Source organism: Streptomyces sp. NPDC048196 (assembly GCF_040652715.1).
Taxonomy (GTDB): domain Bacteria; phylum Actinomycetota; class Actinomycetes; order Streptomycetales; family Streptomycetaceae; genus Streptomyces; species Streptomyces siderophoricus.
Window position 1 is genome coordinate 146,809 of sequence record NZ_JBEZMM010000008.1, and the last position, 26,227, is coordinate 173,035.

Genomic DNA, 26,227 nt, shown 5'->3' on the forward strand with positions numbered 1-26,227 from the left:
CGGTCACTTGCTGGCCGGCGACCAGTTGAGCCCCCAGCCGTAGGCGTGGTCGACGGTGCGCTGCGGGCTGACGCCCGGCTGGGGGACGAGGTAGCGGGCCTCGCGCTGGACGACGAGTTCGCCGCCGGTGTGGGTGATCAGGGCCAGTGCGCAGACGTTGGACGGGACCGTGCAGGCGTCGAGGGTGAAGTCGACGGGGGCGCCGTGCTGCGGCTGGAGGGTGACCGTCGCGTTCAGGCCCTCGAAGGTGCGGGCGCCGGCATAGACGGTGACGAAGATCAGGATGCGCCTGATGCGCGCCTGGTGGTCGAGGTTGATGGTCATGTTCTCGCCGGCCGCGACCGCGCCGGTGCGGTCGTCCCCGTCGAGCTGGATGTACGGCGGAGCGTGCAGGGCACCGAAGTTGTTGCCCAGCGGGTGGATCACCCCGGCCGCGCCGTCGGTGAGTTCGTACAGCGCGCACAGGTCGAGGTCCAGCTCGCCGGACGGGGGCAGCAGGGCGCCGCGGGCGCCCATGGCCTGCATCGCCTTGCGGCCGAGCTTCTGGGTCAGCCGCTTGCCGGCGCTGCCGCCGCTCCAGTTGAGGTTCACCCGCATCACCCCGGAGGTGCCGCCCTGCTTCGTCAACGAGACGGCGGGGGCCTCCTTCGTGAGGGTGACTTTTGTCAGACGAACGGCAGGGGGCGCGGGGACCGGCGCGGGCTGCCCCGACGGGGGCGCCATTGACACCGCCGGTTGACCGGCCGGCAACGGGGGCGCGAACGCCGCGGGCGGCGGCGCGACGGGAGGCGCGGGCGTCGCGACCGGGGGTGCGGCGGGCGGCGGAACGGGCGCTGCGGGGGCGGCCGGGGCCCCGGGCGGCTCCTCGACGCTGATGCCGAAGTCGGTGGCCAGACCGGCGAGTCCGCTGTCGTACCCCTGCCCGACCGCGCGGAACTTCCACGCCCCCTGGCGCCGGTAGAGCTCCCCGAGCACGAACGCGGTCTCCGTGGTGGCGTCCTGGCTGTCGAAGCGGGCGAGCTCGGTGCCGTCGGCCGCGTCCAGTACGCGGATGTGGAGCCCGGGGACGCTCCCGAAGGTGCCGCCGTCGGCGGAGACGGCCAGCACCACCTTGTCGACGGCCGGCTCCACGGCGCCGAGGGTCACCGTCAGGCCGTCCCTCGGAGCCCCGCCCGCGGCGTGCTTGCCCTCGTGGCGCACCGCGCCGGAGGCGTGCACGGGCTGGTTGTAGAAGACGAAGTCGCCGTCGTCGCGGACCTTTCCGGACGAAAGGAGGAGCGCGGAGGCGTCGACGGCCGGTGTGCCGGGGCCGGCCCGCCAGCCCAGTTCCACCCGTACCGCCGGGGCCGGGACCGGAACGTTGCCGCCTTTGGGCATCGACATGCTGCGCCTTCCTCTCGTCCGCCGGCCGCGCGCGGTGCCACCCGTGGCGCCCCACGTACGCGACCTCCCTCAACCTAACGTGCCCCGGACCGCGCCGAACGTCCGTTGTTCACCCGTGAGAAGCGAGGTCTTTACACGATTCCAACGGGCGATCGCGACCGATTTTCCCAAGTTCGCTCGCATTGGGGATCCATGGCCACTCCGCACACGTAAAACAACCTTCTTTTCAGGCTCCCCAATCGACACATCGTGGGCTTAACTTATGACGCATGACCTCCCCCCGCTCTACCTACGGCGGCGGCTACTACGCTTCGCCTTCCTTCCCCGACACCCCGATCTACGACAGCCTCGTGGCCGAGCGCGGCACACCGCAGATCGCGCCGATCAGGGTGAACCCCTCGCCCTACGACACGGGCTCGTCGTATTTGCCGGCGCTGCCCTCGGCGCTGCCGGCACTTCCGGCCGCTCCGTCCCACTCGTCGCCCGCGCAGGGCTACCCGGCTGCCTCCGCGCATCCGGTCGCCCCCCTGCAGCAGGCGCCGGCGCCCTACATCCCCCAGCAGGCGGGGTCCCGCGGCGGCTACCAGCCGCAGCAGGCGCCGCAACCCCAGCGCCCGGCCCCGGGCATGGGCACGGGCTACGAGGCCATGCGGCCGGCCGCTCCGGTCGCGCCCCGGCCGGCCCCGGCGTACGACGATCCGTACGGCCGGCAGTATCCGCGCGGGTACTGACCCGGTCACCGGATCGGCTGTCAGAGGTGCCTGGCAGGATGGAACGCATGCTCAAGCCTGCGCTCCAGTCGATCCATCTCTATCCGGTCAAATCCATTGCGGGGTCCGGTCCCGGCGAGGCGGTCGTGGAGCCGTGGGGGCTCGCCGGGGACCGACGGTGGCTGCTGGTGGACGCCGAGCGCCGGCAGATCACCCAGCGGCAGCAGCCGACGCTGGCGCTGGCGCATGCCGAGGAGCTGCCGGGCGGCGGCCTGCGCCTCACCGCGCCCGGCAAGGAGCCGCTGACGGTGGAGGTGCCCGAGTACACCGGGACCCTCCCGGTGGAGGTCTGGCGGGACGTGGTCGAGGCGGTGCCCGCGGGCACCGCCGCCGCGGAGTGGTTCAGCGCGTATCTGGGCGTCGAGTGCCGGCTGATGTACCTCGACCTCCCGGAGAAGCGCCGGCCGGTCGATCCGGAGTACTCCGCGCCCGGGGACACGGTCAGCTTCGCGGACGGCTTCCCGCTGCTGCTGACCACGACGTCCTCGCTCGACGCCCTCAACTCCCTCATCGCGCAGGGCGACCACGCCGACGAGGGCCCCCTGCCCATGAACCGTTTCCGGCCCAATGTGGTGGTGGACGGCACGGCCCCCTGGGCGGAGGACGACTGGCGCCGGGTCCGGATCGGCGAGGTGGTCTTCCAGGTCGTCAAGCCCTGCTCCCGTTGTGTCGTCACGACCACCGACCAGCTCACCGCGGAGCGCGGCAAGGAACCGCTGCGTACCCTCGCCCGGCACCGCCGCTTCGGTGACCGTCTGGTCTTCGGCCAGAACCTGATACCCCGCGGGGTCGGCACGATCCGCGTCGGCGACCCGTTCGAGATACTCGACTGACGGGCCGGCGCGGCCCCCACCCGGCCGCGCCCGCCGCCGGCGCAGCGCGACGGGAGACAAAGAACTGCGTGTCGATGCCTGCGAACGCCCCTGGGAGCGTCCATCTCCTTCCCGTCCAGCAGCTGCGCCCCGGGGACCACGCCTTTGTGAGTTACGGCAATGACGAGGTGCGCTGGGACGTGGTCACGGCCTTCGTACGGCTCGGACTGGCCCGCGGCGAGAAGGTCCTGGTGCTGCCCTGCCCCGACGTGCCCGAGGAAGAGGTGCTGGCCCGCCTCGACTTCCCCAGCCGCAGCACGCTGCGCGCCCGCCGGCGCGGTCAGCTGGTGGTGAGCAGCATGCGCGAAGTGATCCGCCCCGACGCGGAGTTCACCGCCGCCCGCCAGATGGGCCGGCTGCACGCCGAGACGGACCGGGCGACGGCCGAGGGGTACGCGGGACTGCGGGCGTTCATCGACATGGGCTGGGTGGCCGCGCTCGGCGCCGGCGTCGAGGCGATGATGCACCGTGAGACCGACGCCGAGGCACTGTTCACCGGCCGGCCGTACACCGAGATCTGCGCCTACGACCGCCGCCGGTTCGACCGCGCGGTGCTCACCGCCATGGAACGGGCGCATCCGCGCGCGCTGCTGGAGCGGCTGGGCAGCCTGCGCCGGGAGCGCGAGCCGGACGGCACGCTGCGCTTCATCGGTGAGGCGGACGCCGCCCAGCAGGACGCCTTCACCCGGGCGCTGCAGCTCGCGCTGGCGCACACCGCACCGGCCCGGCGGCTGACGGTGGATCTGACCGGTCTGCACTTCCTGTCGGTGGGCAGCGCCGTCGGCCTGCTCCTACTGGTCCGCGGCGCCGTGGGCCACGATGTGGTCGAGGTGCGCTGCGACGGCGGGCAGCGCCGGATGCTGTGCCGGCTGGGCGGCGACGAGTTGCCGCGGCTGGTGTGCGAGGAGGTGGTACGGCCGTGGTGAACGCGGATCCGGCGGACCCGACCGAGGGGTCCGGCCGCCGGCTGCTCCAGCGGCGGTTCACCGCCCGGCTGCTGCCGCAGTTGCGGCTGCTGGTCGAGGAATGCGCCGCCCGGGAGGGCCTGTGCGAGCCCCGGCGGGGCGAGTTCGTGCTCGCGGTCGACGAGATCGCGGGCAACGCCGTGGAACACGCGGGCGGCTCGGGACGGCTGGTGCTGCGCCGGATCGGCGACGAACTGGAGTGCCGGATCACCGATACCGGCCCCGGGTTCAGCGAGGCGGTGATCCCCGAGCTGCTGCCCGGTCTGGACGGCGCGCCGAAGGGGCGCGGGCTGTGGCTCGCGCGCCTGGTGGCGGACCGCTTCTCGGTGGCCTCGGGGCCGGCCGGGACGGGCATGCCGGGGGCCGAGGTGACCCTGGCCGTCCGTCTGCGCTGACCCCGCCGGCGCCGTACGGCGGGCCCGTGCCGCACGGCCGGACCGCCCTTCCGCCCGCGGCCGGACGCCGTGCGCCGGGGGCGTGATGTCGCTCTCTCTTCGCACAACCCTCGCGTGGACCGCCCCTGATGCGGTATTCAACGGACACGAGAGGGGGCGACGATGCGCGCGATGACCGGAGTCTGGCGCTGGCGGCGGAATCCGCTGCGCCGCCGCACGGACCGGATCGAGGCCTGGGCGGCCCTCACGGCCGCGCTCCTGATCGTCCTCGCGGCGCCCCTGGCGGGCTGGTTCACCGGCCGGGCCGCGCACGGCGCCCTGCTGGAGACCGTACGGCTGCAGCACCAGCAGCGGCATCTGGTCCGGGTCAGCGTCGACCGGCTGGTCTCCCGCGCCCCGCTCGACCCCGATCCGGAGACGTCGTCGCAGCGCGATGCGCACCTCCGGGTCATCGCCCGCTGGACGGCCGTCGACGGCAGTGGGCACATCGGGCAGATCGCGGCGCCGCATCCGGTGGAGCCGGGCGAAGGGTTCCGGATCTGGACGGACGGCCGTGGCCGGGTGATGCCGCGCCCGATGGACGTCAGCACGGCCGGTACGCATGCGGTGCTGGCCGGTCTGGGCACCGCCGCCGCGGCCGGCGGACTGATCGAGGCCGGCCGGCGGCTGCTCGTCGGGCAGCTGATGGCGCGTCGCTTCCGCCGGTGGGACCAGGAGTGGGAGCGCGCGGGCCAGACCTGGGGCCGGGCGGACGCCGGGAGTTGAGGCCCCGGGGCCCCGCCGGCTGACCAGCGGCTGACCGTGTCAACTGCCGCCCTCCGGGCGCGCTACGGTGGGGGCGCCAGCCTCCCGGCTGGGGCCCGGCGGACCCGAATGCGGACATCCGCGGACGGAGCGTGCCGGGCCGACATCAGCCGCACGAAGTGGGGACACGACAGCGCCATGGCACAGGGCTCGGTCCAGGTGACGCACTCCGGCACGTCGCGATGGCGGCGCCGTACAGGGGAGTACAGCTCGCTCGCCGCAGCCCTGGAGGCCGCCGGGGACGGTGATGTGCTCACCGTCCCGGCCGGTACGTACCGCGAGAACCTGGTCCTGGCGCGCGCGGTGACGCTGCGCGGCGCGGACGGGTCGCGCGGCTCGGTGCGGATCGCGCCGCCGGACGGCGTGGCGCTGACGATACGGTCGTCGGCGACCGTGCACGACCTCCACCTGGAGGCCACCGATTCGGCCGCGCCCGCGCTGCTGGTGGAGGACGGCGCCCCCGAGCTGTCCGGGCTGCGGGTGGTGACCCGGTCCGCGTCCGGCATCGAGGTGCGCGGCGGGGCCCGCCCGACGGTGCGCCGCTGCACCGTCGACAACGCGGGCGGTGTGGGCATCAGCGTCCTGGACGGCGCCGGCGGGCTCTTCGAGGGCTGCGAGGTGATGGCCGCCGGCCAGGCGGGGATCACGGTGCGCGACGGGGCCCACCCCCGCCTGGAGAACTGCAAGGTCCACCACGCCTCGGGCGCGGGCCTGGCGGTCAACGGCGAGGGCAGCGCGGTCGAGGCGGTGGGCTGCGAGCTGTACGAGATCAAGGGCACCGGCATCCAGGTGGCCGCGCGGGCCACCGGCCATCTCACCGACTGCACCGTCCACCGCACCTCCGCCGACGGCGTCACCCTGGACACCGACGCGGTGCTCACCCTCGCCGATTGCGACATCCACGACATCCCGGAGAACGCGGTCGATCTGCGCTCCCGTTCGGTGCTGACGCTGACCCGCAGCACGGTGCGCCACTTCGGGCGCAACGGCCTGTCCGTATGGGACCCGGGCACCCGGGTGGACGCCAACCAGTGCGAGATCCACGACAGTACGGGCGACTACCCGGCGGTGTGGGTCAGCGACGGCGCCACCGCCGTACTGGACGCGACCCGGGTCCACGACGTACCGGACGCGCTGTTCGTCCTGGACCGCGGCTCCCGGGCCGACGTGGTGGACTGCGACCTCGCCCAGGTGCGGAACACCGCGGTGTCGGTGAGCGACGGGGCCACCGTCCAGCTGGACGACTGCCGGATCCGGGAGGCCGCGACCGGCGCCTGGTTCCGCGACCACGGCAGCGGCGGCACGCTCGCCAACTGCACCATCGACGGCGCCCAGACCGGCGTGATCGTCACCAAGGGCGCGGACCCCACCATCGAGGGCTGCACGGTCAGTTCCCCGGCGGAGGCCGGGTTCTACGTCTCCGCCGAGGGGCGCGGCACGTTCCACGGCTGCCGGGTCACCGGCAGCTCCGGCTTCGGCTTCCATGTGATCGACGGCTGCCGTACGACGCTGACCCGGTGCCGTACGGAGCGGTGCGCGCGCGGCGGCTACGAGTTCGCCGAGGGCGGCGCCGGACAGGGCGACGGGCCGACCGTCCAGGACTGCACCAGTGACGAGAGCCGGGCCGTGCCCGCGCCCGGCACCGGCACCGCGCCCACCGTGCAGCACGCGACGCAGACCGCCGGGCTGCTGGGCAACGTCCCGTCACAGAGCCCGCCGCCGGCCGCCGCGGTCCCCGAACCGGAGCCGGCCGTGCACAGCCGGCCGTCCGACGAGGTGCTGGGCGAACTGGACACCCTCGTGGGGCTGGAGAGCGTCAAGCGCGAGGTGCGCAGCCTGATCAACATGATCGAGGTGGGCCGCCGCCGGCAGCAGGCCGGCCTGAAGGCCGCTTCGGTGCGCCGCCACCTCGTCTTCACCGGCTCCCCCGGCACCGGCAAGACCACGGTGGCCCGGCTCTACGGCGAGATCCTGGCCTCCCTCGGGGTGCTGGAGCGCGGCCATCTGGTCGAGGTGTCCCGGGTGGACCTGGTCGGCGAGCACATCGGGTCGACCGCGATCCGCACCCAGGAGGCGTTCGACCGGGCGCGCGGCGGGGTGCTGTTCATCGACGAGGCGTACGCCCTCTCCCCCGAGGACTCCGGGCGGGACTTCGGCAAGGAAGCCATCGACACCCTGGTGAAGCTGATGGAGGACCACCGGGAGGCCGTGGTGGTGATCGTGGCCGGCTACACCGCCGAGATGGAACGCTTCCTGGCGGTCAACCCCGGTGTGGCGTCGCGTTTCTCACGCACCATCAGGTTCGGCGACTACGCCCCGGAGGAGCTGCTGCGGATCGTCGAGCAGCAGGGCGAGGAGCACGAGTACCACCTCGCCGAGGGGGCCGGCGAGGCGCTGCTGAAGTACTTCACCGTACTGCCGAAGGGCCCGTCGTTCGGCAACGGCCGCACCGCGCGGCAGACCTTCGAGGCGATGGTCGAACGGCACGCGGGCCGGGTGGCGCAGCTGACCGACCCGAGCACCGACGACCTGACCCTGCTCTACGCCGAGGACCTGCCCGAACTGCCCTGAGCGGGGCGGCCGTCCGGGTGGCCGCCGGCCGGCCGCTGCTCCGGCATCCCCGGCAGCCCCGGCCCGAGGCGGGCGATCAGCTCGGCCCGGACGGTGTCGAAGACCGGGTCGGCCTGGTAGTCGCCGTGGCCCAGTATCTGGGCGGGCAGCGGGTTCCGCAGCGTACGGCCGAAGGCGAGCGGGTCGCGCAGCGGCCCCTGGTCGACCCGGCGGCCGTCCTCGCAGGTGAGCCGGATCGGCCCGCCGATGGGGTCGGTGAACCGCCACAGATTGCGCCAGTCGTCCATCTCGCGGTGGAGTCCGGTGAGCGCGGGCGGCCCGAAGAAGGCCGGGAACCAGCGTCCGTAGAGCCGCTCCAGAGGGCTGCCGTACGTCAGCAGGGCGACCCGGCTGCGGGTCACCAGGTCCAGCTGCCATACGGCGGCGGCCGCGAGCACGCTGCCCTGGGAGTGCCCGGAGATCACCAGCCGGCCGTCGAACCGCTCGGTCCAGGTGGCCATCCGCCAGGTGAGGTCCGGTACGGCGCGCTCGGCGTAACAGGGCGGCGCGAAGGGGTGGGCGGCGCGCGGCCAGAACGTGCCGACGTCCCAGAGGATGCCGATGGTGCGGCGGGCGGAGTGGTCGCGGTAGGCACGCCGCCCCATGGCGAGCAGCAGTATGACGCCGGCGCTCATCAGCCAGGAACCGAGGGACTCGGCGGTCTCGGCGGCGGCGTGCACGACGGGCGGTGCGCCCTCGGTGGCGCGGCCGGGCGCGCGGTCGGTCAGCCAGGCGCCGGCCACCGCGCCCGCGCCGAGGACGAGGGTGACCGCGGAGGTGGCGGCGACCAGGACGGGCGCCGCGTCGGTGAGCCCGGCCCGGGCGATGGTGCCCGCGATCGCCCGCGTACGGCGGTGGTCGGGGTGTTCGCGCGGGTCGTAGAGGCCGGGCACGTCCGCGGCGACGCGGCGGCGGACGATCAGCACGCGGACGGCGGCGAGCACCGCGGCGACCGCGCACACGACCAGCAGCGCCGGGATGACCGAGGCCTGCCAGGACAGCAGCACCGGCGGGCCGGGAATGGGCGCGTGCGCCTGACCCGGCGTCGCCCCGCCGTCCATCCAGTCGGCGAAGCGCTGGGCCACTCCCCCGGAGAGCACCCCGCCGACCGCGCACGCCAGCAGGGCGACGGCCGGGCCGCCCATGCCTCGTAGCGCCGTCCGTGCGTCGTCGTCCCGGGCGGCGGCGCGCTGCAGCACCCAGGCGGTCACCGCGAGGGCGAGGACCAGCACCCCCTGGAAGACGGCGATACCGCCGAAGGCCGCGGCGCCGGGCAGCGGGCCGTAACTGTGCGATCCGGGCCGCGCCCAACCGGAATGCACGGCGATCAGCCCGAGCACCACGAGGGCGGCGTAGGGCAGCGCGCGGACGACGAGCCGGTCGGACTCCTCGTCCGGCGCGGCCTCACTGCGCGCGGTGCGCCAGACGACCACCAGGGTGGCCGCGGCGAGCAGGATGACCACGGCGGTCAGCGCCCGCCCGGTGACCGCGAGAACGGAATAGTGGCCTCCGGCCCCGTCCGCCTTCGCACCGGCCGCGAGCAGCACCGCGGCGATGGTGAGCACCCCCGCGGTGGTGTGCGCGGCACGCAGCCGGGCGACCAGCCGACGGCCGTACCAGAAGCCCTCCAGGCTCAGCGCGGTGCGTTCGGCGTCCGGGGTGTAACGGGAGCTGCCCGGCACCCGTGGTGGCGGCGAGGCGGATTCGTAGGCGCTCCAGGTGCGGTGCGAGAGCCACCACAGGAAGCCGATGACGAGCAGCGGCACCACAGCGGCGAGCGCCAGCCGCCGGCCGGGGGCGCTCCACCAGCCGCCGTTGTCCGGGCTGAGAAACCCCAGCCAGGACTTCCCGGCCACGCACACGGGGGTTCCGGCGCACTGCCAGGCCGTGAGGTCCAGGGCGACCTCGCAGGCCGCGGCGGCGAGCAGGACGGTCAGGGTGAGGGCGAGCATCCGCACCAGGAGGTCGTAGATCCGCTGCGCCCGGTGGTCGGGTGGCGCGGCCGGACGCATCCAGTGCGCGAGGTTGGCGACCATGAAGGGCACCAGAATCAGCCACAGGGCACGCGCCCCGTTGCCCGAGGTGAGGTTGGACCAGCAGTACGCCTCCCGCACCGGCTCGCCCCGGTAGTCACCGGGCCGCTCCTCTGCGTCGGCATCCTCCGTACGCCGGTAACAGGCGGCGGTGTCGTCCCCCGTGATCAACTGCACCCGCGGATCACCGAGCATGTCCTGGGCGGTTGTGCCACCCACTCCGTGCACCAGAAGCTCCAGGGAGAGCTGGGGGTGGGGCCGGGGGTGGGGTTGGGGTTGGGGCTGCGGCTGTGGCTGCGAGGTGTCCGTGGGGCCGTCAACTGGGGCTGGTACGTGGGCGGTTGAAGGATGTTTTTCGAGCGCGTCGGCCGGTGTGGGTTTTGCGGTCTCCACTGGTGTCCCCCGTGTCGGTGTGTGTCGGTGTGGCCCGGCCGCGCGGCGGCGGGGCGACTGGGCGCGGTGCCTGTGCGGTGTGGCCGTGGTGGGGTGTGGGTGGTGGCTGTGTGTGGTTGCTTGTTGTGCCTGACTGCTTGTTGTGGGGTGCCTGGAGCGCCTGGGGTGTGATGCCTGTTGTGTGATGCCTGTTATGTGGTGCGGCACTTGGTCTTGGTGCTGCATCGTCTTCGTACTGGGTTGTCTTCGTGCTGCGTTGTCTTCGTGCTGCGTTGGTCTTGGTGCGGGCTTGGTTCTCGGTACGGGCTTGGCCCCTTGGTGCGCCCGCGAACGTGATTGCGGCGCACCAAGGATTGTCCCTTTCCGGCGGGAGCCCATCCACCCGAACTGAGACACGGACCGGCGCGGCGGCCCGCTGACAACGCATCCGCGCCATGCCGCGTGGGACGGAGGCGACTTGAGCGAGTGCCCGGGGGTTCTGGGGGGTCTGGGGGTTCTGGGGCTCCGGGAGTTCCGGGGGGCTCCAGGAGTTCCGGGGGGCTCCAGGAGTTCCGAGAGTCCCGAGAGTTCCGGGAGTTCCGGGAGTTCCGGGAGTTCCGGGGGGCTCCGGGAGTTCCAGGCGCTGCGGGGGGGGCTGCGGGGGCTGCGCGGGCTGCGCGGACCCTGGACGCCCGCGGGTGCGCTTCGCGCGCGACGCCCATCCCCCCACCCCCGAACCCACCCCCCGCCCCCTCCCCCGAAGGGGGAGAGGGGGAGGGGGCGGGGGAAGCGCCGGAAGGCGGCTGGAGGCGCGGCAGCGCCGGGACCAGGCCAGGGGACTGCGGGTTGAGGCAGGCGACGGGCCGAGGCGCCGCGCGGGCGGTTGGCGGGAGGGGTGGCCCGCGGAGCGGGTCGCACAAGGCCCCGGGAGGCGCGGTCGGCAGGCGCCGGGACGTACAGGACTCCGGGAGGACGGTCGGCAGGCGCCGGGGCGCACAGGGGCCCGGGGGGAGATCGACAGGCACCAGGACGCACAGGGGCGGGGGGGAAGGGCGGCGGCGCCCCGGGCTCACAGGGATCCGGGGGACGGTCGGCGGGCGCCAGAACGCACAGGCCCCGGGGGACGGTCAGCGGGCGCCCGGGATGCACAGGCTCCGGAAGGGTCGGTCGCCGCGGCTCGGCGACGTACATGGCCCCGGAAGGGACGGTCGCCGAGGCGCGGCGACACACAGGGCCCCGAGGGGCGGCCAGCGAGGCGCGGCGACGTACACGGCCCCGGGAGGGACGTTCAGCAGGCGCCCGGACCTGCAAGGTCCTCGAAGAGCAGCAAACAGGGCGCCGGGAGGCAACGGGGCAGCGGCAGCCGGGGACTCCGGCAAGCCGGCAGGGCCCCGGCAGGCCAGCGGGCCCAGCAGGCGGCGGGAGGCCAGGTGCAGCGGCGCCAGCAGTCGGCCTGGCAGGCCGCCAGGACCAGCCAGGCGCGGCAGGACCCCCGCAAGCCGGCAGGGCCCCGGCCAGGCCAGCGGGCCCAGCAGGCGGCGGGACGCCGGGTGCAGCGGCGCCATGAGGCGGCCAGGCGGGCCCGCCAGGGCCGGCAGGCGCGGCAAGCGGGGGCGGGCGGGGCGGCGGGCGCCGCGAGGGTAGGGCGGGCGAACCGGAGGCGCAGAGAAGCCTCCAGGGGGCGTCGTCGATCGCCTCGGCTTCGGCGGTGTTCGTCGGGACGGCTGCGGTGTCAGTGCCTCGTGCGAGGATGAGGGCATCAGTGATCGCAAGCGGGAGCCGGCGCGTACGACCCGACGTGGCGAGCCGGGCGGAAGGGACGGGTGGGGTGAGCGACAACCAGAACCTCCTCGCGGAGCAGCGGCGGGCCCTGATTCTCGACGAGGTCAGGCGACGCGGCGGGGTGCGGGTCAATGAGCTCACCCGCAAGCTGAGCGTGTCGGACATGACGGTCCGTCGCGATCTCGACGCGCTGGCCCGCCAGGGCATGGTGGAGAAGGTGCACGGCGGCGCGGTGCCGGTCAGCGAGCCGAGCGCCCATGAGCCCGGGTTCGAGGCGAAGTCCGGGCTGGAGCTGAGCGCCAAGGAGGACATCGCCAAGGCGGCGGCCCAGATGGCAGCGCCCGGCAGCGCGATCGCGCTCGCGGGCGGCACGACCGCCTTCGCACTGGCGCAGCAGCTGCTGGACGTGCCGGATCTGACGGTGGTGACGAATTCGGTCCGGGTGGCCGATGTGTTCTACACCGCCCAGCGGGCGGCGGCCAGCGGCGGTGCGGCGCCCCGTGCGGGGGCCGCGACGGTCGTGCTGACGGGCGGGGTGCGTACGCCGTCGGACACGCTCGTGGGGCCGGTCGCCGATGCCGCGATCCGCTCGCTCCATTTCGACGTCCTGTTCCTCGGGGTGCACGGCATATCGGTGGAAGCCGGGCTGTCGACGCCGAATCTGGCGGAAGCGGAGACCAACCGTCATTTCGTCCGGTCCGCGCGACGGGTGGTGGTGGTCGCCGACCACACCAAGTGGGGCACGGTCGGGCTGAGTTCGTTCGCGACGCTGGACGAGGTCGATGTGCTGGTGACGGACTCGGGGCTGCCCGCGGAAGCCCGGGCCGAGTTCGCGGAGCTGCCGCCGGAGCTGGTGGTGGCGGGCGAGCTCCCGGAAGACGGAGACCTCTGACGGCTGCGGCGCCCACCTGGACGGTGAAGGGCTGGTCACCTGATGGGGCGTCAGGTACGGTGTGCGCTCCCGTCACCTCGTCCACCGCGCCGCCGCACCGCCGCCCAGCGGCTTTCCCTCCCGTCTCGTCCGGCCCCTTCCCTCCCGTCCCGGCCCGTTCTCTCCCGTCCCCCAGGGGGTGCTCGTCCATGGCACGCCGACTTCGCGCCGTCGAGCTGGACTTCGTCGAGTCCGCGCCAGTGCGGCTGGTGTTCACCGGAGAGGTCGCCGCGCCGCCCCAGGCGGTCTATGCGGCGCTCGTGGACGACGTGGCCGGGTGGTCGTCCTGGTTCACGGGGGTGGCGTGGGCGTCGTCGACGCACGACGGCCGGGGCCGCGAGGTACGGCTCACGGGAGGTACCCGTTTCGCCGAGACCGTGCTGGCGGCCGAGCCGGACGCGCACTACGCCTACCGGGTCGACACCACCAACGTCCCTGGGCTGCGTGCCCTGTTGGAGGACTGGCGGCTGACGCCGACGGGCAGTGGTACCCGACTGCGGTGGACGTTCGCGGCGGACGGCCCGGCACCGTTCCGCTGGGTGATGGCGCTGGCCAGGCCAGGACTGGGCCGGGCCTTCCGGGAGTCGGCACGGGCGCTGGACCACCGCCTGGCCCGCTCGTAGCTGACGTCGGCCCGAAGCCCAAGCCCTGTCGGCGCCGCGCCCCTCCCGTCGGCCGCATGCCGCCGCATGCCACCCACCGTCGCCCCCGTCAGCCCGTCACCCCCGCCACCCCAGGCCCCCCCTCACCCCGAAGCGGGCTCAGGAGGCGAGCCCCCGCGGCCTCAGCAGGGCCAGCGCCCCGTGGCCAGGAACTCGTCGAGCGTGCGCCCATAGGGCGTGATGTCCAGGCCCTGCGCGGCCAGCCAGTCGTCGGAGTAGTACTTGTCGAGGTAGCGGTCGCCGGGGTCGCAGAGGAGGGTGACGACGGAGCCCGTACGGCCCTCGGCGACCATCTCGGCGACGATCCTCAGGGCGCTCCACAGCCCCGTTCCGGTCGAGCCGCCCGCCTTGCGGCCGATCGCCGCCTCCAGGGCGCGTACGGCGGCGATGCTGGCCGCGTCCGGGACCTTCATCATGCGGTCTATAGCGCCGGGCACGAAGCTCGGTTCCATCCGCGGCCGGCCGATGCCCTCGATGCGGGAGGCCGTGGCGCAGTCCGTCTTGGCGTCGCCGGTGAGCCAGCCGTCGAAGAAGCAGGAGTTCTCCGGGTCGGGGACGCAGATCCGGGTGTCGTACTGCATGTAGTGGACGTAGCGGGCGATGGTCGCGGAGGTGCCGCCGGTGCCCGCGGTGGCCACGATCCAGGCCGGTTCCGGGTACCGCTCCAGCCGCAGCTGCTGGTAGATCGACTCGGCGATGTTGTTGTTGCCGCGCCAGTCCGTGGCCCGTTCGGCGTAGGTGAACTGGTCCATGTAGTGGCCGCCGGACTCGGCCGCGAGGCGGGCGGAGACCTCGTAGACCGTCCGCGGGTCCTGGACGAGATGGCAGCGGCCGCCGTGGAACTCGATCAGCCGGGTCTTCTCGCGGCTGGTCGTGGCCGGCATGACCGCGATGAAGGGGACGCCGATCAGCTTGGCGAAGTACGCCTCGGAGACCGCCGTGGAGCCGCTGGACGCCTCGATGACGGGCTTGCCCGGCCGGATCCAGCCATTGCACAGGCCGTAGAGGAACAGCGAACGGGCCAACCGGTGCTTGAGGCTGCCGGTGGGGTGCGTCGACTCGTCCTTGAGGTAGAGGTCGATGCCCCACTCCTCGGGCAGCGGGAAGCGCAGGAGATGGGTGTCGGCGGTGCGGTTGGCGTCCGCCTGGACCTTGCGTACGGCTTCTTTCAGCCAGTCCCGGTAGTCCGGATCCGAGCGGTCGACGTCGACGGTCGGCATCGGGGCCCCGGCCGCGACCGTGTCGCCGGGCCGGCTCGTGGGCTGCTGTGCGGTACTCACCGGCGCACTCCTCAGACGGTTGCGAGCCCGCGCACGACGCCGGGCCTGTTTCCGACTATAGCCATCGGCCGCACCCTTCTCACCTGCATAAACATCACTTTGAGAGACCCCAAGGCAGCCCTGGGGCGGGCCTCTTGCGGTGGAGTTCCCGGCGGGATCGCCGGCGGCGTTGCCCGGTACAGGAGGGCGGCGGCCGGCGAGCGTCGGACCGCCGCGACCGGCGCGCCCGAGGGGCCGGGCCCCCGCCCGGTGACCTGCGGCACTGGTGCGCCGGGCGCCCTCCCGGCAAACTGCGCACAAGGGGCGGTGGAGGGGATCCGCCCGTCTCACCGAGGAGGTGCCGGCCATGGCGGAGCCGGAGTTCACCGCGACCGGCGTACGGATCGAGCGCTCGCTGCGGTCGCTGACCCGCGCCGGACAGGTGGTCATCAGCGACGGCCGACTGGTACTGCTGACCAGTTACGGCACGGAGATCGACAGCGCCCCGCTGCGGTCGGTCGAGGCCCACAAACCGCTGTTCGCGGCGCGGGACCGGGCGCTGGCCACCCTCAATGGCCACCGCTATTCGCTCACCCTCGACACCCCGGAACTCTTCTTCAAGGCCCTGGAAACGGCCCGCCCGCCGCGTTCCTGACCCGCCGGCGCGACCGGTGAGGTGCGGTTGCGGTTGCGCACCGTCTGACTGACCCTGGACTCGTATCACTGAGGGTTCACCAGCGGTGACGCTGTGGTGCAGCGGGCATCGCTGGATCCGATCTTCGCCCTGCCAGGAACGGGGGGCGCCCGGCCTCATCAGGGAGTCGCGGTCGTGATCACGCAGCCCAGCAGGCACTGCACGGTGGAGCTCCACGCCGTTCCGGCACGCATCGGACATGTGCGAAGAATGGTTTCCGCCCAGCTGCGGCGCTGGCATCTCGACGCCCTGATAGACCCCGTGACGCTCGGGGTGACCGAACTCCTCGCCAACGTCCACCGGCACGCGAGCCCCAGCAAACGCTGCACCGTCGAACTGTGCCTGCTCATCGGTGAGTTGACGGTCTCCGTGCACGACGACGACCCCCGGCTGCCACGGATCCGGACCGCCGGCAACTGGGAGACCTGCGGTCGCGGCCTGGCGCTGATCGCAGCGCTCAGCGAGAGCTGGGGGATGCGCCCGGAGGGCGGCGGCAAGGTCGTGTGGTTCACCCTTCCGGCCCTGACCGCCGCGCCCGGGGAGGCCCGCACGGTCCGCTCCCGTTGGGACCCGTTGCCGCTGGACGGCGCCCCCGCTCGTACGCCCGCCGAGACCGCACACCGGAGCGGCGTACGGGGCGCCCGGGTCGGCTGACCCAGCGGGCGACCGATCCGGCCGATCCCGCCGACCCCCGCCGACCCCGCCGCCCCCGCCGATCCGACAGGGCGACAGGGCGACAGGGCGACAGGGCGACAGGGCGACAGGGCGACAGGGCGACAGGGCGACAGCCGCCAACTGCCCTGGAGGTAGGGCAGAAACGCGGAAACGACACCCCGCTCACGGCCGGCGGTCCGTACCGGCGCCCAGCCGAGGAAGCCGCCGGGCGCCGGGCCACCGGCCCGCTGACGACCGGGCCACCGGGCCACCGGGCCACTGACCACCGGCCGCCGCGGACAGGCGCGACGAAGACGCTGCGGCCGGTTAGGCCGCGCCGCCCTTGGGGCCGCCGGTGGCGAAGTGCTCCTCCAGGACGGACAGCCGGCGCCAGTACTCCTCCTCGTCGATCTCGCCCGCCGCAAATCGACGCCCCAGTACGGCGATCGGGGACGGGACGTCCGCACCGGAAGGGCCGGCGGTGCGGCCCGTACGGGTGGCGGAGCGCGGGCCGCCGGCGAACCGCGGGCCGGGCCCGCCGTGGCGCCAGACCGTCCGGCGCAGCAGCGTGACCACGCCGAAGACCGCCAGCGCCCAGAGGAACGGGACGAAGAGGATCCAGGGGCCGGGGCCGCCACCGGACCAGGGTTGAGCCAGCTCGAACATCGCAATCAGCTCCTCGGGAGGACGGGACCGCCGTCCTTGCGGGACGGGTGTCGTTGCCCTTCCGAGCCTGGTCTCCCGCGGCCCGTCCGTCGTCGTACGGCCAGCGGCTTCGCCGGTACCACGCGGGGAGTACACGGGGGCGAGCGGGCTACTTCGTCGGCTCCCCCGCCCCGCAAGCCCCAGCCACAGCCACAGCCACACTCTCCCTTGATTTCTGTAACTACTGGTATGTACAGTCCTGATCATGAGCACTCAGGAGCACCCGCCCGCCCCTCCGGCAGCGCAGCCACGGCCCGGCGCGCAGGAGCGGCTGGTGCGCAGCACTCAGGAGCTCCTCTGGGAGCGCGGCTACGTCGGTACCAGCCCGAAGGCGATCCTGGAGCGGGCCGGCGTCGGACAGGGCAGCATGTACCACCACTTCTCCGGCAAGTCCGACCTCGCCCTGGCGGCCATCCGGCGGACCGCGGAGGACATGAAGGCGGCCGCCGAGGAGTGCCTGGCCGCTCCCGGTACGGCGTACGACCGGGTGGCCGCCTATCTGCTGCGCGAGCGGCGGGTGCTGCGCGGCTGCCCGATCGGGCGGATGACGCAGGACCGCGACGTGGTGCAGAGCGCCGAACTGCGGGCCCCGTTGGACGAGATGTTCGGCTGGCTGCAGGAACGGATCGCCGAGGTCCTCACCGAGGGAGTGCGCCGCGGCGAACTGGCTGCCGGACTCGATCCCGAAGCCACCGCCGCCACCGTCGCAGCCGTCGTCCAGGGGGGTTACGTACTGGCGCAGGCGGCCGACGACCCGGCGCCGTTCGACGCGGCCGTACGCGGCGTCCTGGCCCTGCTCGCGGCCCAGGCCACCGGAAGCGCCCCCGGCCCCGCCCCGGCCGCCGACGGCCGGTGAACGCCGCCGCCCTAAGCCCGTCCGCCCCTCCGCCCGGCCACACGTCCGCCCGGCCGTCCGGCCGTCCCTCCGCACCCGTATTGAGACTTCGGAGATCCGATGCATGCCATGCAATACGCCGTCACCCTGCCCGCCGACTACGACATGGGGATCATCCGAGAGCGGGTGCGGTCCAAGGGCCACCTTCTGGACGCCTACGAGGGGCTCGGCCTCAAGGCGTACGGGATGCGGGAGCGGGGTGTCGACGGCTCGCCGGTCAATCAGTACGCGCCGTTCTACCTCTGGGCGGACGCCGAGGCGATGAACCGCTTCCTGCTGGGTGACGGGTTCCGCGGTGTGGTGCGGGACTTCGGGCGGCCGGTCGTCCAGCACTGGCGGGGGCTCTTCCACCGGCCCGGCCCGTCGGCCGGTGCCGTTCCCCGCGCGTACACACGGCGGGCCGAGGTCGTCCCCGAGGGCGCCGACCTGGCCACCGTAGTGGCGGACACGGCCGCCGAACAGGAGGAATTGGCCTCGTCGGACGGTGTGCACAGTGCCGTGGTGGCGCTCGACCCACGGCACTGGGAACTGATCCGCTTCACCCTCTGGGCGGACGCCGCGGCGGACGTTCCGCCGTCCGCAGGCGATCGCTATCAGGTGCTGCATCTGTCCGCTCCGGGGATCGCCGGGCTCGGTACGGGGCGGCAGTGGTGACCGGGCCGACGATCCGTACGGTCCTGGGCGACATCTCGCCCGCCGACCTCGGCGTTTGCGACGCACACGACCACCTGTTCCTGCGCAGCCCCCAACTGCCGGGGCAGGAGCTGGCCGACGCCGGTGCCGCGGCCGCGGAACTGGCCGCGTTCCGGGCGGCCGGCGGCGCCGCGGTGATCCAGTGGACGCCGTACGGTATGGGCCGGGGTGCTGCCGAACTGCCGCGGCTGGCACGGGAGTCGGGGGTCACCGTGGTCGCCGCCACCGGGCTGCATCAGGCGGTGCACTACGCGCCGGGGACCGTGGAACGCGTCCGTCCGGGTCTGGCCGACCTGTTCGTCACCGAGCTGACCGAGGGTATCGGCGGCACCGGGACACGGGCCGGGATGATCAAGGTGGCGGGCGGGTTCCACGGGCTGGACCCGCACGCCCGGTACACCATGGCCGCGGCCGCCGAGGCCCAGCGGGCAACGGGTGCGGCCATCGGGGTGCATCTGGAGCTGGGCACCGGGGCGCTGGACGTACTGGAGCTCCTCTGTGGCGAGTTGGCGGTGTCGCCGGACCGGGTGATCCTCGGGCACCTCAACCGCTCGCCCGATCTCGCGGTCCACCGGGCGGCCGCGGAGGCGGGCGCGTATCTGGCCTTCGACGGGCCGTCGCGGGCGAACCACGCGACGGACTGGCGGCTGCCCGAGGCGCTGGCCGCACTGGCGGAGGCGGGCTTCGGTGACCGGATCCTGCTCGGCGGGGACACCACGACGGCCGCCGCGCGCTCGGTCGACGGCGGCCCCGGAATGCCGCACCTGCTCCGCCGCCTCCGGGCCCGGCTCGAACTCGCCCTGGGCGCCGACCTGGTGACCCGCTTCCTGACGGACAACCCGGCGCGGGCGTTCGCGGCGGAGTGGGGGCGGAGTGGGGAGGGGAGTGGGGGGCGAGTGGCGGCCTCCTCGGCCTAGTTCGCGGCGCTGGGCTGCATCTTTCTCCGCGGCCTCTCCGCCGCCTCTCCTCCGCTTTTCCGCCGCCTCATTTTTCCCCACCGCCCACCCCCCTTCGGGGGTGGGCGGGTGTATGTGGTCCACTTCCGCGCCGCGGCCGGCGCGAGCGTTCCGGCACCCGCGACCGCTGCGAAGATCGCCAGCGCTGCGGGGCTCGCGACCGTTGCGAGGAAACGGGCGACCGTTGTGGGGAAACGGGCGACCGTTGCGGGGAAACAGGCGACCGTTGCGCGGCTCTCGACCGTTGCCGAGGATCTCGGCCGTTGCCGGGGATCTCGGCCGTTGCCGGGGATCTCGGCCGTTGCCGGGGATCTCGGCCGTTGCCGGGATCCCCACCGCTGCGATGCCGCCGCGATCGCTACCGCTCCAGCACCGCCAGCGGATCGTCCAGCACCGGCTGCCAGGCCAGTTCCGCCGCGCCCACCAGGCTGTTGTAGTCGAGGCTGCACGGCAGGATCGGTACGCCGCCGCTGCGGCCCCACAGGCTGCGGTCGGCGACCACCGCGCGCAGCCGCTCCGGGTCGGCCTCCAACAGGGAGCGGTGCAGTCCGCCGAGGATGATGCGGTCGGGGTTGAGGATGTTGACGAGCCCGGCGATCCCGAGGCCGAGCCGGTCGACGAGGAGGTCGGCGGCGGCGCGTACGCCCGGGTCGGCGTACTCGTCCCGGAGCAGGTCGGCGGCCTGCCGGAGCAGCGATACCTCGGGGCCCGGTTCGCGGCCGGCCGCGACCAGGAAGGCCAGCGGGTCGGCCTCGACGTCCAGGCAGCCGCGGCTGCCGCAGTGACAGGGTGCGCCCTCGGGGTTGACGGTGAGGTGGCCGACCTCCAGCGCCAACCCCGAACTGCCGCTGTGCAGCCGCCCGTCGAGCACCAGCGCGCCGCCCACGCCCCGGTGGCCGGAGGCCACGCAGAGCAGGTCACGGGCACCCCGGCCGGCGCCGTGCCGGTGTTCGGCGAGCGCCATGAGGTTGACGTCGTTGCCGGTGAAACCGATCGCCTCGGTGACGCCGGGGATGCCGGCATCGGCGAGCGCCCGGAGGAAGAGGGCGCGTACCGGCGCGCCCGAAGGCCAGGCGAGGTGCAGCGGGTTGAGGGCCTCGCCGTCCGGTTCCGCGACGGCGGACGGCACCGCCAACCCGGCGCCGAGGCAGCGCCGCCCCGTCTCGCGCAGCAGTTCCGAGCCTGCGGCGACGGCCTCGGCGAGGACCAGGGCCGGATCGGCGGGGATGGTGCCGCAGCCGCTCGTCGTCGCCACGATGCGCCCGCCGAGGCCGACCAGGGCGACCCGGTACCCGTCGGCGTGGATCTGTGCGGCGAGCACCACCGGGCCGTTCTCGTTGACGAACAGCCGGTGGGACGGGCGCCCTTGGGAGCCGGCCGAGGCGGTCGGCCGGGAGTCGACGGTGATCAATCCGAGCGCTTCGAGCTCGGCGGCCACCGCGCCCGCGGTCGCGCGGGTCACGCCGAGTTCCGAGGTCAGCACGGCACGGGTGGGCGCGCGTCCGGTGTGTACGAGCTCCAGTGCGGGTCCGAGGGCGCCACGGCCCCGCTCCAACCTGGTTGTCCGAATCTGGGTCACCCCCCTATTCTGACTTTGTGCCGACGCTAAACAAAATACGGTGGGCCTGGAGGAAGCACCACGGCCCCGCCCCCGCCGATCGACACCTGACCCCGTCCCCCTCCGATCCGTCCCGCACCGCCCTGACCCGACTCCGGCTCGCCCTCACCGCGTTCTTCGCCATGGACGGCTTCCTGTTCGCCGGCTGGGTCGTGCGGATCCCCGCGATCAAGCAGCAGACCGGCGCCGGCGCCGGTGCGCTCGGGCTCGCCCTGCTCGGCGTGTCGGCGGGCGCGGTCGCGTTCATGATGCTGACCGGGCGCCTGTGCCGCCGGTTCGGCAGCCATGCCGTGACGACCGCCTCCGGGGCCGCCATGGCGCTGAGCATCGTGCTCCCGCCGCTCACCCACTCGGCGACCGCTCTGGGACTCGTCCTGCTGGTCTTCGGCGCCGCCTACGGTTCGCTCAACGTCGCGATGAACAGTGCCGCCGTCGACCTGATCGAGGCGCTGCGCCGCCCCGTGATGCCGAGCTTCCACGCGGCCTTCAGCCTGGGCGGCATGCTCGGCGCGGGCCTGGGAGGCCTGATCGCGGGCCGCCTCTCCCCCACCGTGCACCTGCTGCTGCTCGCCGTGATCGGCCTGCTGGTGACGGCCGTTGCGGGGCACGTCCTGCACACCCACCCGGCCCCCGTCGTCCCCGAGCGGCTGCCGGCGTCCGCGGACCGCCCGCAGAACGCCGGCCCGTCCCGCGGGCGCCGTCTCGTCCTCGTCTTCGGACTGATCGCGCTCTGCACCGCCTACGGGGAGGGCGCGATGGCCGACTGGGGTGCGCTGCACCTCTCCCAGGACCTGTCCGCCGGGCCGGGGCTCGCGGCGGCCGGCTATGCGGTGTTCGCGCTGGCGATGACCGCGGGGCGGCTGTCGGGGACCGCGGTGGTGCAGCGGTTCGGGGCCGCCCGGTCGCTGATCGCGGGCGGTACGACGGCGGCCGCCGGCATGCTGCTCGGCGCCCTCGCCCCCACCGCCTGGGCGGCCTGCCTCGGTTTCGCCGTCGCCGGGATCGGGCTCGCCAACATCTTCCCGATCGCCATCGCCCGGGCCGGTGAGGCCGGCGGGTCCCACGGGGTCGCGGTGGCCTCCACGGTCGGCTACGGCGGCATGCTGCTCGGCCCGCCCGCCATCGGGTTCCTCGCCGAGACCAGCACGCTACCGGTCGCCCTCACGACGGTCGCCCTGCTCGCCGCGGTCGCGGCGGGCATTGCCTACGCGACGCGACGGGCACACCACGCGGGCCGCTAGGGGGTCGCAACGGGCGCTCCGCTCGGGCCGCCAGAGGTTCGCGAGGGGCGCCCCGCCCGGACCGCCAGGGGTTCGCGACGGGCGCACCGCCCGGGCCGCCGAGAGGTGGGCTCCCTGGTTCCTCTGCCCCTGGCCCCCTCGCGTCCGGGCGGTGGGTGCGCCGACGCCGGCCGGCAGGCGCCGCCCCGGCCGGGCGCGCGGGTGTGTCCACGCCTCGCGCCCGCACGCCCTCCTGGCTGCTCGGGGGTGGTGGACCCGCGCCGGTCCGTTGTCAGTGGCGGCTGGCACACTCGTGGGCATGGAGATCACTGAGTTCGTCGAAACGCTGCGTCTGGACGGCGGCCTGCTCGCCGACGCCGCCCAGGAAGCCGGCCCGGACGCGGCCATTCCGGCCTGCCCCGAGTGGCGGATGCGGGACCTGGTCGTCCATGTGGGCCGGGTCCACCGCTGGTCGACGGAGATCGTGACGCAAGGGCTGCAGCAGCCCATCCGGCCCGCGGAGGCACCGGAGCTGACCGACGACGAACTCGTGCCCTGGCTCCGCGAGGGCCACCACCAGCTCGTCCTGGCCCTGCACGGCGCCCCGAGGGACCTGACGGCCTGGACGATCCTGCCGACGGACTCCCCGTTGGCGTTCTGGGCCCGCCGGCAGGCCCACGAGACATCGGTGCACCGCGTCGACGCCCAGCAGGCGGCAGCCGCCTCGCTCACGCCCCTGCCGTCCGCCTTCGCCGCCGACGGCGTCGACGAACTCCTCACGGGCCTGCACTCCCTCGAGCGCAGCAAGCTGCGCACGGACATACCGCGCACCGTCCGGGTGCGGGCGACGGACGTGCCCGGCGCCGACTGGACCGTGCACCTCTCCGACGCCCCGCCGCGCGCGATCCGTACGACCCCGGTCCCGGCCCCGACTCCCGGCACTCCGGTGGACCAGCCGCCGGCCGACGTCAAGCCCGCCGACTGCACGATCGAGGGCCCCGCCGAAGAGCTGTACCTCGCCCTGTGGAACCGCCTGCCGTGGGACGCCCTCACGGTCACGGGCGAGCAGGCGCTGGCCGAGCTGTGGCGTGCGAAGGGCGGCATCTGAGCGGGGAGCGAGCGGGACGGTATGCCTGGGGGGCGGGACGGTGTGCCTGAGGGGGAGCGGGACGGTATGGCTGAGAGGGGAGCGGGAGGGTATGTCGCCCGTCCGGAGCCGCGCCGAGCGTGACGCGATCACTGTCGAGATCATGTTTGCGCTGGTCAGCGGCGGGTTTCTGGGGGCCGCCGGGTTCCTGGTGCTGGGCAGTCCGGTGCTGTGGGCCGACCTGCCCGGCGCATGGAAGGGGCCCTGGCTCACGGTCGGTGCCGCGGTCGGCGCTGTGCTGTTCGTCCTCCGGGTGGTGCGGGTGTTGCGCCGGCCGTACGTCGCGTCCGGCGGACGGCCGAGCGTCCAGGACGTCGTGTGGCGGCCCGGTCAGCCCAGCCAGCCGGGCCGTACGAGCCCCGACTCGTAGGCCAGCACGACGAGTTGGGCGCGGTCGCGGGCGCCCAGTTTGACCATGGTGCGGCTGACGTGGGTCTTGGCGGTCAGCGGGCTGACGACCAGGCGGCGGGCGATCTCCTCGTTGGAGAGGCCGATGCCGACCAGCGCCATCACCTCGCGCTCCCGTTCCGTCAGGGCGGCCAGCGCGTCGGCGGCGGCCGGTTCCTTGGAGCGGGCCGCGAACTCCGCGATCAGCCGGCGGGTGACCCCGGGCGAGAGCAGTGCGTCACCGGCCACGACGGCGCGCACGGCCCGCAGCAGTTCGTCCGGTTCGGTGTCCTTGACCAGAAAGCCGGAGGCGCCCGAGCGGATCGCCTCGAAGACGTACTCGTCCAGCTCGAAGGTGGTCAGCATGACGACCCTGATATCGGCCAGTTGCGGGTCCTCGGTGATCCGGCGGGTGGCGGCCAGCCCGTCGAGCACCGGCATGCGGATGTCCATCAGGACGACGTCCGGGCGGTGTTCACGGACCGCGGCCACCGCCTGCTGCCCGTCGTCGGCCTCGGCGACCACCTCGATGCCGGGCTGGGCGTCCAGCAGCACCTTGAAGCCGGCCCGGACCAGCAGCTGATCGTCGGCGAGCAGTACGCGGATCACGACTCCTCCTCGGGGGCGGGGGCCGACTCGGGAGCCGGGGCCGGGGCAGAGGCCGACTCCGGGGCAAGGGGAGAGGCCGAGGCCGGTGCCGACTCCGGGGCCGGGGCCGACTCGGGAGCCGGGGCCGGGGCAGAGGCCGACTCCGGGGCAGGAGGAGAGGCCGGTGCCGGTGCCGGGGCCGGGGCCGGGGGCACGGTAACGGTGGTATCGGGGGTGTCCTCGGCCGCAGCGTCGGTCAGGGGGATGCGGGCCAGGACGCGGAAGCCGCCGCCCCGGCGCGGGCCGGCCTCGACGGTGCCGCCGAGTGCCGCGGCCCGCTCCCGCATTCCAACCAGCCCGTTGCCGCCGCCGGCCGGCTCGCCCGTCGTGGAGGTCGCCGGGCCGTCGTCGTCGACCCGGATGTCCAGCTCCCCGGGCGCGTGGCGGAGCCGTAGCCGGGCGGTGCGGGAACCGGAATGCCGGACGACGTTGGTGAGCGCCTCCTGGACGATGCGGAAGGCAGCGAGGTCGGTGCCTGGCGGCAGCGGGCGCGGCGTGCCCTCGGTGGTGACCTCCACGGCGAGGCCGGCGTGCCGGGCCTGCTCGGTGAGTTCGGGCAGCCGGCCCAGCCCGGGGGCCGGAGAACGCGGCGCGGCACCCCGGGTGCGCAGGGTGTCGAGGACCTGGCGGACCTCGCCGAGCGCTTCCTTGCTCGCCGCCTTGATGGTGGTCAGCGCGGTGCACGCCTGCTCCGGATCCTGGTCCAGCAGCGCCAGGCCGACCCCCGCCTGGACGTTGATGACGGAGATGCTGTGGGCGAGGACGTCGTGCAGCTCGCGGGCGATCCGCAGCCGCTCCTCGTCGGCCCGGCGGCGTTCCGCGGCGGCCCGCTCGGCCCGGGCCTTGGCGAGCTGCTCGCGGCGTACCCGGACCAGTTCGGAGAGGGCCACGACGGCCACCACCCAGGCGGTGACGAAGAGTTCGTCGCTCCAGGGGGCGGGGCCGTCGTGCGGGGGCGGCAGCCAGCGGTACAGCCAGTGGGTGACGAGGAGATGGGTGGCCCACACCCCGCCCAGCGCCCACCAGGCGACCGCGCGGTGTCCGGCGACGAGCGCGGCGAAGGCACCGAGGGCGAGCGGGAGGAAGACCGGCCCGTAGGGGTAGCCGGCGGTGAGGTAGGCCGCGGTGGTCACGGCCGTGCCGAGCGCGACGGTGCGCGGGGCGCGGTGCCGGAACAGCAACAGGACCGCGCCGACGACCAGGAGCGCGCGGCCGAGTGCGTCCAGCGGGGCGCGGTCCGGCTGCTGGTGCGCGGCGAAGCCGGAGCCGACGGTCACGAAGACGGTCACCGCCAGCGTCGACAACCAGGGCAGCCGGGCGGCCGGACGGTCGTGCCCGGGGGCGGGCGGGGCCGACAGCCACCGCTCCCACGCCGGGCCGAGGCAGCGCCGCACCCACGGCGGCCGTGCGTTCTCCATGCCGCAACGCTAGACCGCGGCGGGGCGCGGCGGCGTCAGCCGGACGCAGTGACCGGTCATACTCCCGCGGGAGTACGACGGACCGGCGAGCGGCACGGCGGAACGACCGACGCGGCCACATGACCGCGACGCCGGGACGACCGACACGGCTACACGACCGCAGCGACGGAACGACCACACGGCGGCACGACCGCGGCGACCGAACGACCCACACGGCTACACGACCGCAGCGACCGAACGACCCACACGGCTGCACAACCGCAGCGACCGAACGACCCACACGGCTGCACAACCGCAGCGACCGAACGACCCACACGGCTGCACAACCGCAGCGACCGAACGACCCACACGGCG

At 74.0% G+C, this 26,227-nt stretch carries 23 protein-coding genes; 16 read left to right on the top strand and 7 right to left on the bottom strand.

Annotation, left to right across the window (positions count from 1 at the left end; translation table 11 throughout):
* Positions 1-3 precede the first annotated feature (3 nt).
* Positions 4-1,383, bottom strand: coding sequence for a TerD family protein (locus AB0E02_RS12350; protein WP_362138017.1), 1,380 nt, complete (start codon positions 1,381-1,383; stop codon positions 4-6).
* 269 nt (positions 1,384-1,652) lie between these two features.
* Between AB0E02_RS12350 and AB0E02_RS12355 the strand changes: the two genes are divergently transcribed.
* From AB0E02_RS12355 to AB0E02_RS12380, 6 genes are all read left to right on the top strand, one after another.
* Positions 1,653-2,114 carry a DUF6643 family protein gene (locus AB0E02_RS12355; RefSeq protein ID WP_362138019.1) on the top strand — a complete coding sequence of 154 codons (462 nt, stop codon included), beginning with the start codon at positions 1,653-1,655 and terminating at the stop codon, positions 2,112-2,114.
* Positions 2,115-2,161: 47 nt separating this feature from the next.
* Positions 2,162-2,986: an MOSC N-terminal beta barrel domain-containing protein gene (locus tag AB0E02_RS12360; protein WP_362138021.1), complete on the top strand. Its 825-nt coding sequence runs from the start codon at positions 2,162-2,164 to the stop codon at positions 2,984-2,986.
* 74 nt (positions 2,987-3,060) lie between these two features.
* Positions 3,061-3,951, top strand: a complete 891-nt coding sequence (locus tag AB0E02_RS12365) for an MEDS domain-containing protein (RefSeq protein WP_362138023.1) — start codon at positions 3,061-3,063, stop codon at positions 3,949-3,951.
* Entirely contained in the window at positions 3,948-4,385 is a 438-nt protein-coding gene (locus AB0E02_RS12370) for an ATP-binding protein (protein WP_307811059.1), read from the top strand. Before AB0E02_RS12365 ends, AB0E02_RS12370 begins: the two co-directional genes overlap by 4 nt.
* A gap of 162 nt (positions 4,386-4,547) precedes the next feature.
* Entirely contained in the window at positions 4,548-5,150 is a 603-nt protein-coding gene (locus AB0E02_RS12375; protein WP_362138025.1) for a hypothetical protein, read from the top strand.
* 177 nt (positions 5,151-5,327) lie between these two features.
* Complete coding sequence (locus AB0E02_RS12380) at positions 5,328-7,760, top strand: right-handed parallel beta-helix repeat-containing protein (RefSeq protein WP_362138027.1); 2,433 nt, start codon at positions 5,328-5,330, stop codon at positions 7,758-7,760.
* On the opposite strand, the gene AB0E02_RS12385 is transcribed toward AB0E02_RS12380, so the two are convergent.
* The gene (locus AB0E02_RS12385) at positions 7,730-10,027 is read right to left on the bottom strand and encodes a hypothetical protein (protein ID WP_362138133.1); all 2,298 of its coding nucleotides are present in this window, start codon (positions 10,025-10,027) and stop codon (positions 7,730-7,732) included. The two genes, AB0E02_RS12380 and AB0E02_RS12385, sit on opposite strands and share 31 nt — an antisense overlap.
* A gap of 2,005 nt (positions 10,028-12,032) precedes the next feature.
* Between AB0E02_RS12385 and AB0E02_RS12390 the strand changes: the two genes are divergently transcribed.
* Together AB0E02_RS12390 and AB0E02_RS12395 are read left to right on the top strand one after the other, a co-directional pair.
* Entirely contained in the window at positions 12,033-12,878 is an 846-nt protein-coding gene (locus AB0E02_RS12390; RefSeq protein WP_030416704.1) for a DeoR/GlpR family DNA-binding transcription regulator, read from the top strand.
* A gap of 188 nt (positions 12,879-13,066) precedes the next feature.
* Positions 13,067-13,540, top strand: a complete 474-nt coding sequence (locus AB0E02_RS12395) for an SRPBCC family protein (RefSeq protein ID WP_362138029.1) — start codon at positions 13,067-13,069, stop codon at positions 13,538-13,540.
* A gap of 161 nt (positions 13,541-13,701) precedes the next feature.
* Here the strand turns inward: AB0E02_RS12395 and AB0E02_RS12400 are convergent, their stop codons facing one another.
* The gene (locus AB0E02_RS12400) at positions 13,702-14,799 is read right to left on the bottom strand and encodes a PLP-dependent cysteine synthase family protein (protein ID WP_362138135.1); all 1,098 of its coding nucleotides are present in this window, start codon (positions 14,797-14,799) and stop codon (positions 13,702-13,704) included.
* Between the two features lie 406 nt (positions 14,800-15,205).
* On the opposite strand from AB0E02_RS12400, the gene AB0E02_RS12405 reads away from it, so the two are divergent.
* Together AB0E02_RS12405 and AB0E02_RS12410 are read left to right on the top strand one after the other, a co-directional pair.
* Entirely contained in the window at positions 15,206-15,493 is a 288-nt protein-coding gene (locus AB0E02_RS12405) for a hypothetical protein (protein ID WP_030416707.1), read from the top strand.
* Positions 15,494-15,667: 174 nt separating this feature from the next.
* Positions 15,668-16,186, top strand: a complete 519-nt coding sequence (locus tag AB0E02_RS12410) for an ATP-binding protein (protein WP_362138032.1) — start codon at positions 15,668-15,670, stop codon at positions 16,184-16,186.
* A 327-nt stretch (positions 16,187-16,513) separates the two neighbouring features.
* On the opposite strand, the gene AB0E02_RS12415 is transcribed toward AB0E02_RS12410, so the two are convergent.
* Entirely contained in the window at positions 16,514-16,852 is a 339-nt protein-coding gene (locus AB0E02_RS12415; protein WP_362138035.1) for an SHOCT domain-containing protein, read from the bottom strand.
* Positions 16,853-17,096: 244 nt separating this feature from the next.
* On the opposite strand from AB0E02_RS12415, the gene AB0E02_RS12420 reads away from it, so the two are divergent.
* The 3 genes from AB0E02_RS12420 (at position 17,097) to AB0E02_RS12430 (ending at position 19,396) form a co-directional block, all read left to right on the top strand.
* Positions 17,097-17,747, top strand: coding sequence for a TetR/AcrR family transcriptional regulator (locus AB0E02_RS12420; RefSeq protein WP_362138037.1), 651 nt, complete (start codon positions 17,097-17,099; stop codon positions 17,745-17,747).
* 99 nt (positions 17,748-17,846) lie between these two features.
* Positions 17,847-18,440: a DUF4865 family protein gene (locus AB0E02_RS12425; protein WP_362138039.1), complete on the top strand. Its 594-nt coding sequence runs from the start codon at positions 17,847-17,849 to the stop codon at positions 18,438-18,440.
* Positions 18,437-19,396 (top strand): phosphotriesterase, encoded by a 960-nt coding sequence (locus tag AB0E02_RS12430; protein ID WP_362138041.1) that lies wholly within the window; start codon positions 18,437-18,439, stop codon positions 19,394-19,396. The genes AB0E02_RS12425 and AB0E02_RS12430 overlap by 4 nt, the downstream gene beginning before the upstream one ends.
* A gap of 397 nt (positions 19,397-19,793) precedes the next feature.
* On the opposite strand, the gene AB0E02_RS12435 is transcribed toward AB0E02_RS12430, so the two are convergent.
* Positions 19,794-21,014, bottom strand: a complete 1,221-nt coding sequence (locus AB0E02_RS12435) for an ROK family protein (RefSeq protein ID WP_362138043.1) — start codon at positions 21,012-21,014, stop codon at positions 19,794-19,796.
* Positions 21,015-21,175: 161 nt separating this feature from the next.
* Between AB0E02_RS12435 and AB0E02_RS12440 the strand changes: the two genes are divergently transcribed.
* From AB0E02_RS12440 to AB0E02_RS12450, 3 genes are all read left to right on the top strand, one after another.
* Positions 21,176-22,294, top strand: a complete 1,119-nt coding sequence (locus AB0E02_RS12440) for an MFS transporter (protein ID WP_362138137.1) — start codon at positions 21,176-21,178, stop codon at positions 22,292-22,294.
* Between the two features lie 298 nt (positions 22,295-22,592).
* Positions 22,593-23,381: a maleylpyruvate isomerase family mycothiol-dependent enzyme gene (locus AB0E02_RS12445; RefSeq protein ID WP_362138045.1), complete on the top strand. Its 789-nt coding sequence runs from the start codon at positions 22,593-22,595 to the stop codon at positions 23,379-23,381.
* Positions 23,382-23,472: 91 nt separating this feature from the next.
* Positions 23,473-23,790 carry a DUF6332 family protein gene (locus AB0E02_RS12450; protein WP_362138047.1) on the top strand — a complete coding sequence of 106 codons (318 nt, stop codon included), beginning with the start codon at positions 23,473-23,475 and terminating at the stop codon, positions 23,788-23,790.
* Here the strand turns inward: AB0E02_RS12450 and AB0E02_RS12455 are convergent.
* Together AB0E02_RS12455 and AB0E02_RS12460 are read right to left on the bottom strand one after the other, a co-directional pair.
* Positions 23,751-24,416 (bottom strand): response regulator transcription factor, encoded by a 666-nt coding sequence (locus AB0E02_RS12455; protein WP_362138049.1) that lies wholly within the window; start codon positions 24,414-24,416, stop codon positions 23,751-23,753. The two genes, AB0E02_RS12450 and AB0E02_RS12455, sit on opposite strands and share 40 nt — an antisense overlap.
* Positions 24,413-25,873: a sensor histidine kinase gene (locus AB0E02_RS12460; protein ID WP_362138052.1), complete on the bottom strand. Its 1,461-nt coding sequence runs from the start codon at positions 25,871-25,873 to the stop codon at positions 24,413-24,415. The genes AB0E02_RS12455 and AB0E02_RS12460 overlap by 4 nt, the downstream gene beginning before the upstream one ends.
* Positions 25,874-26,227: the final 354 nt, after the last annotated feature.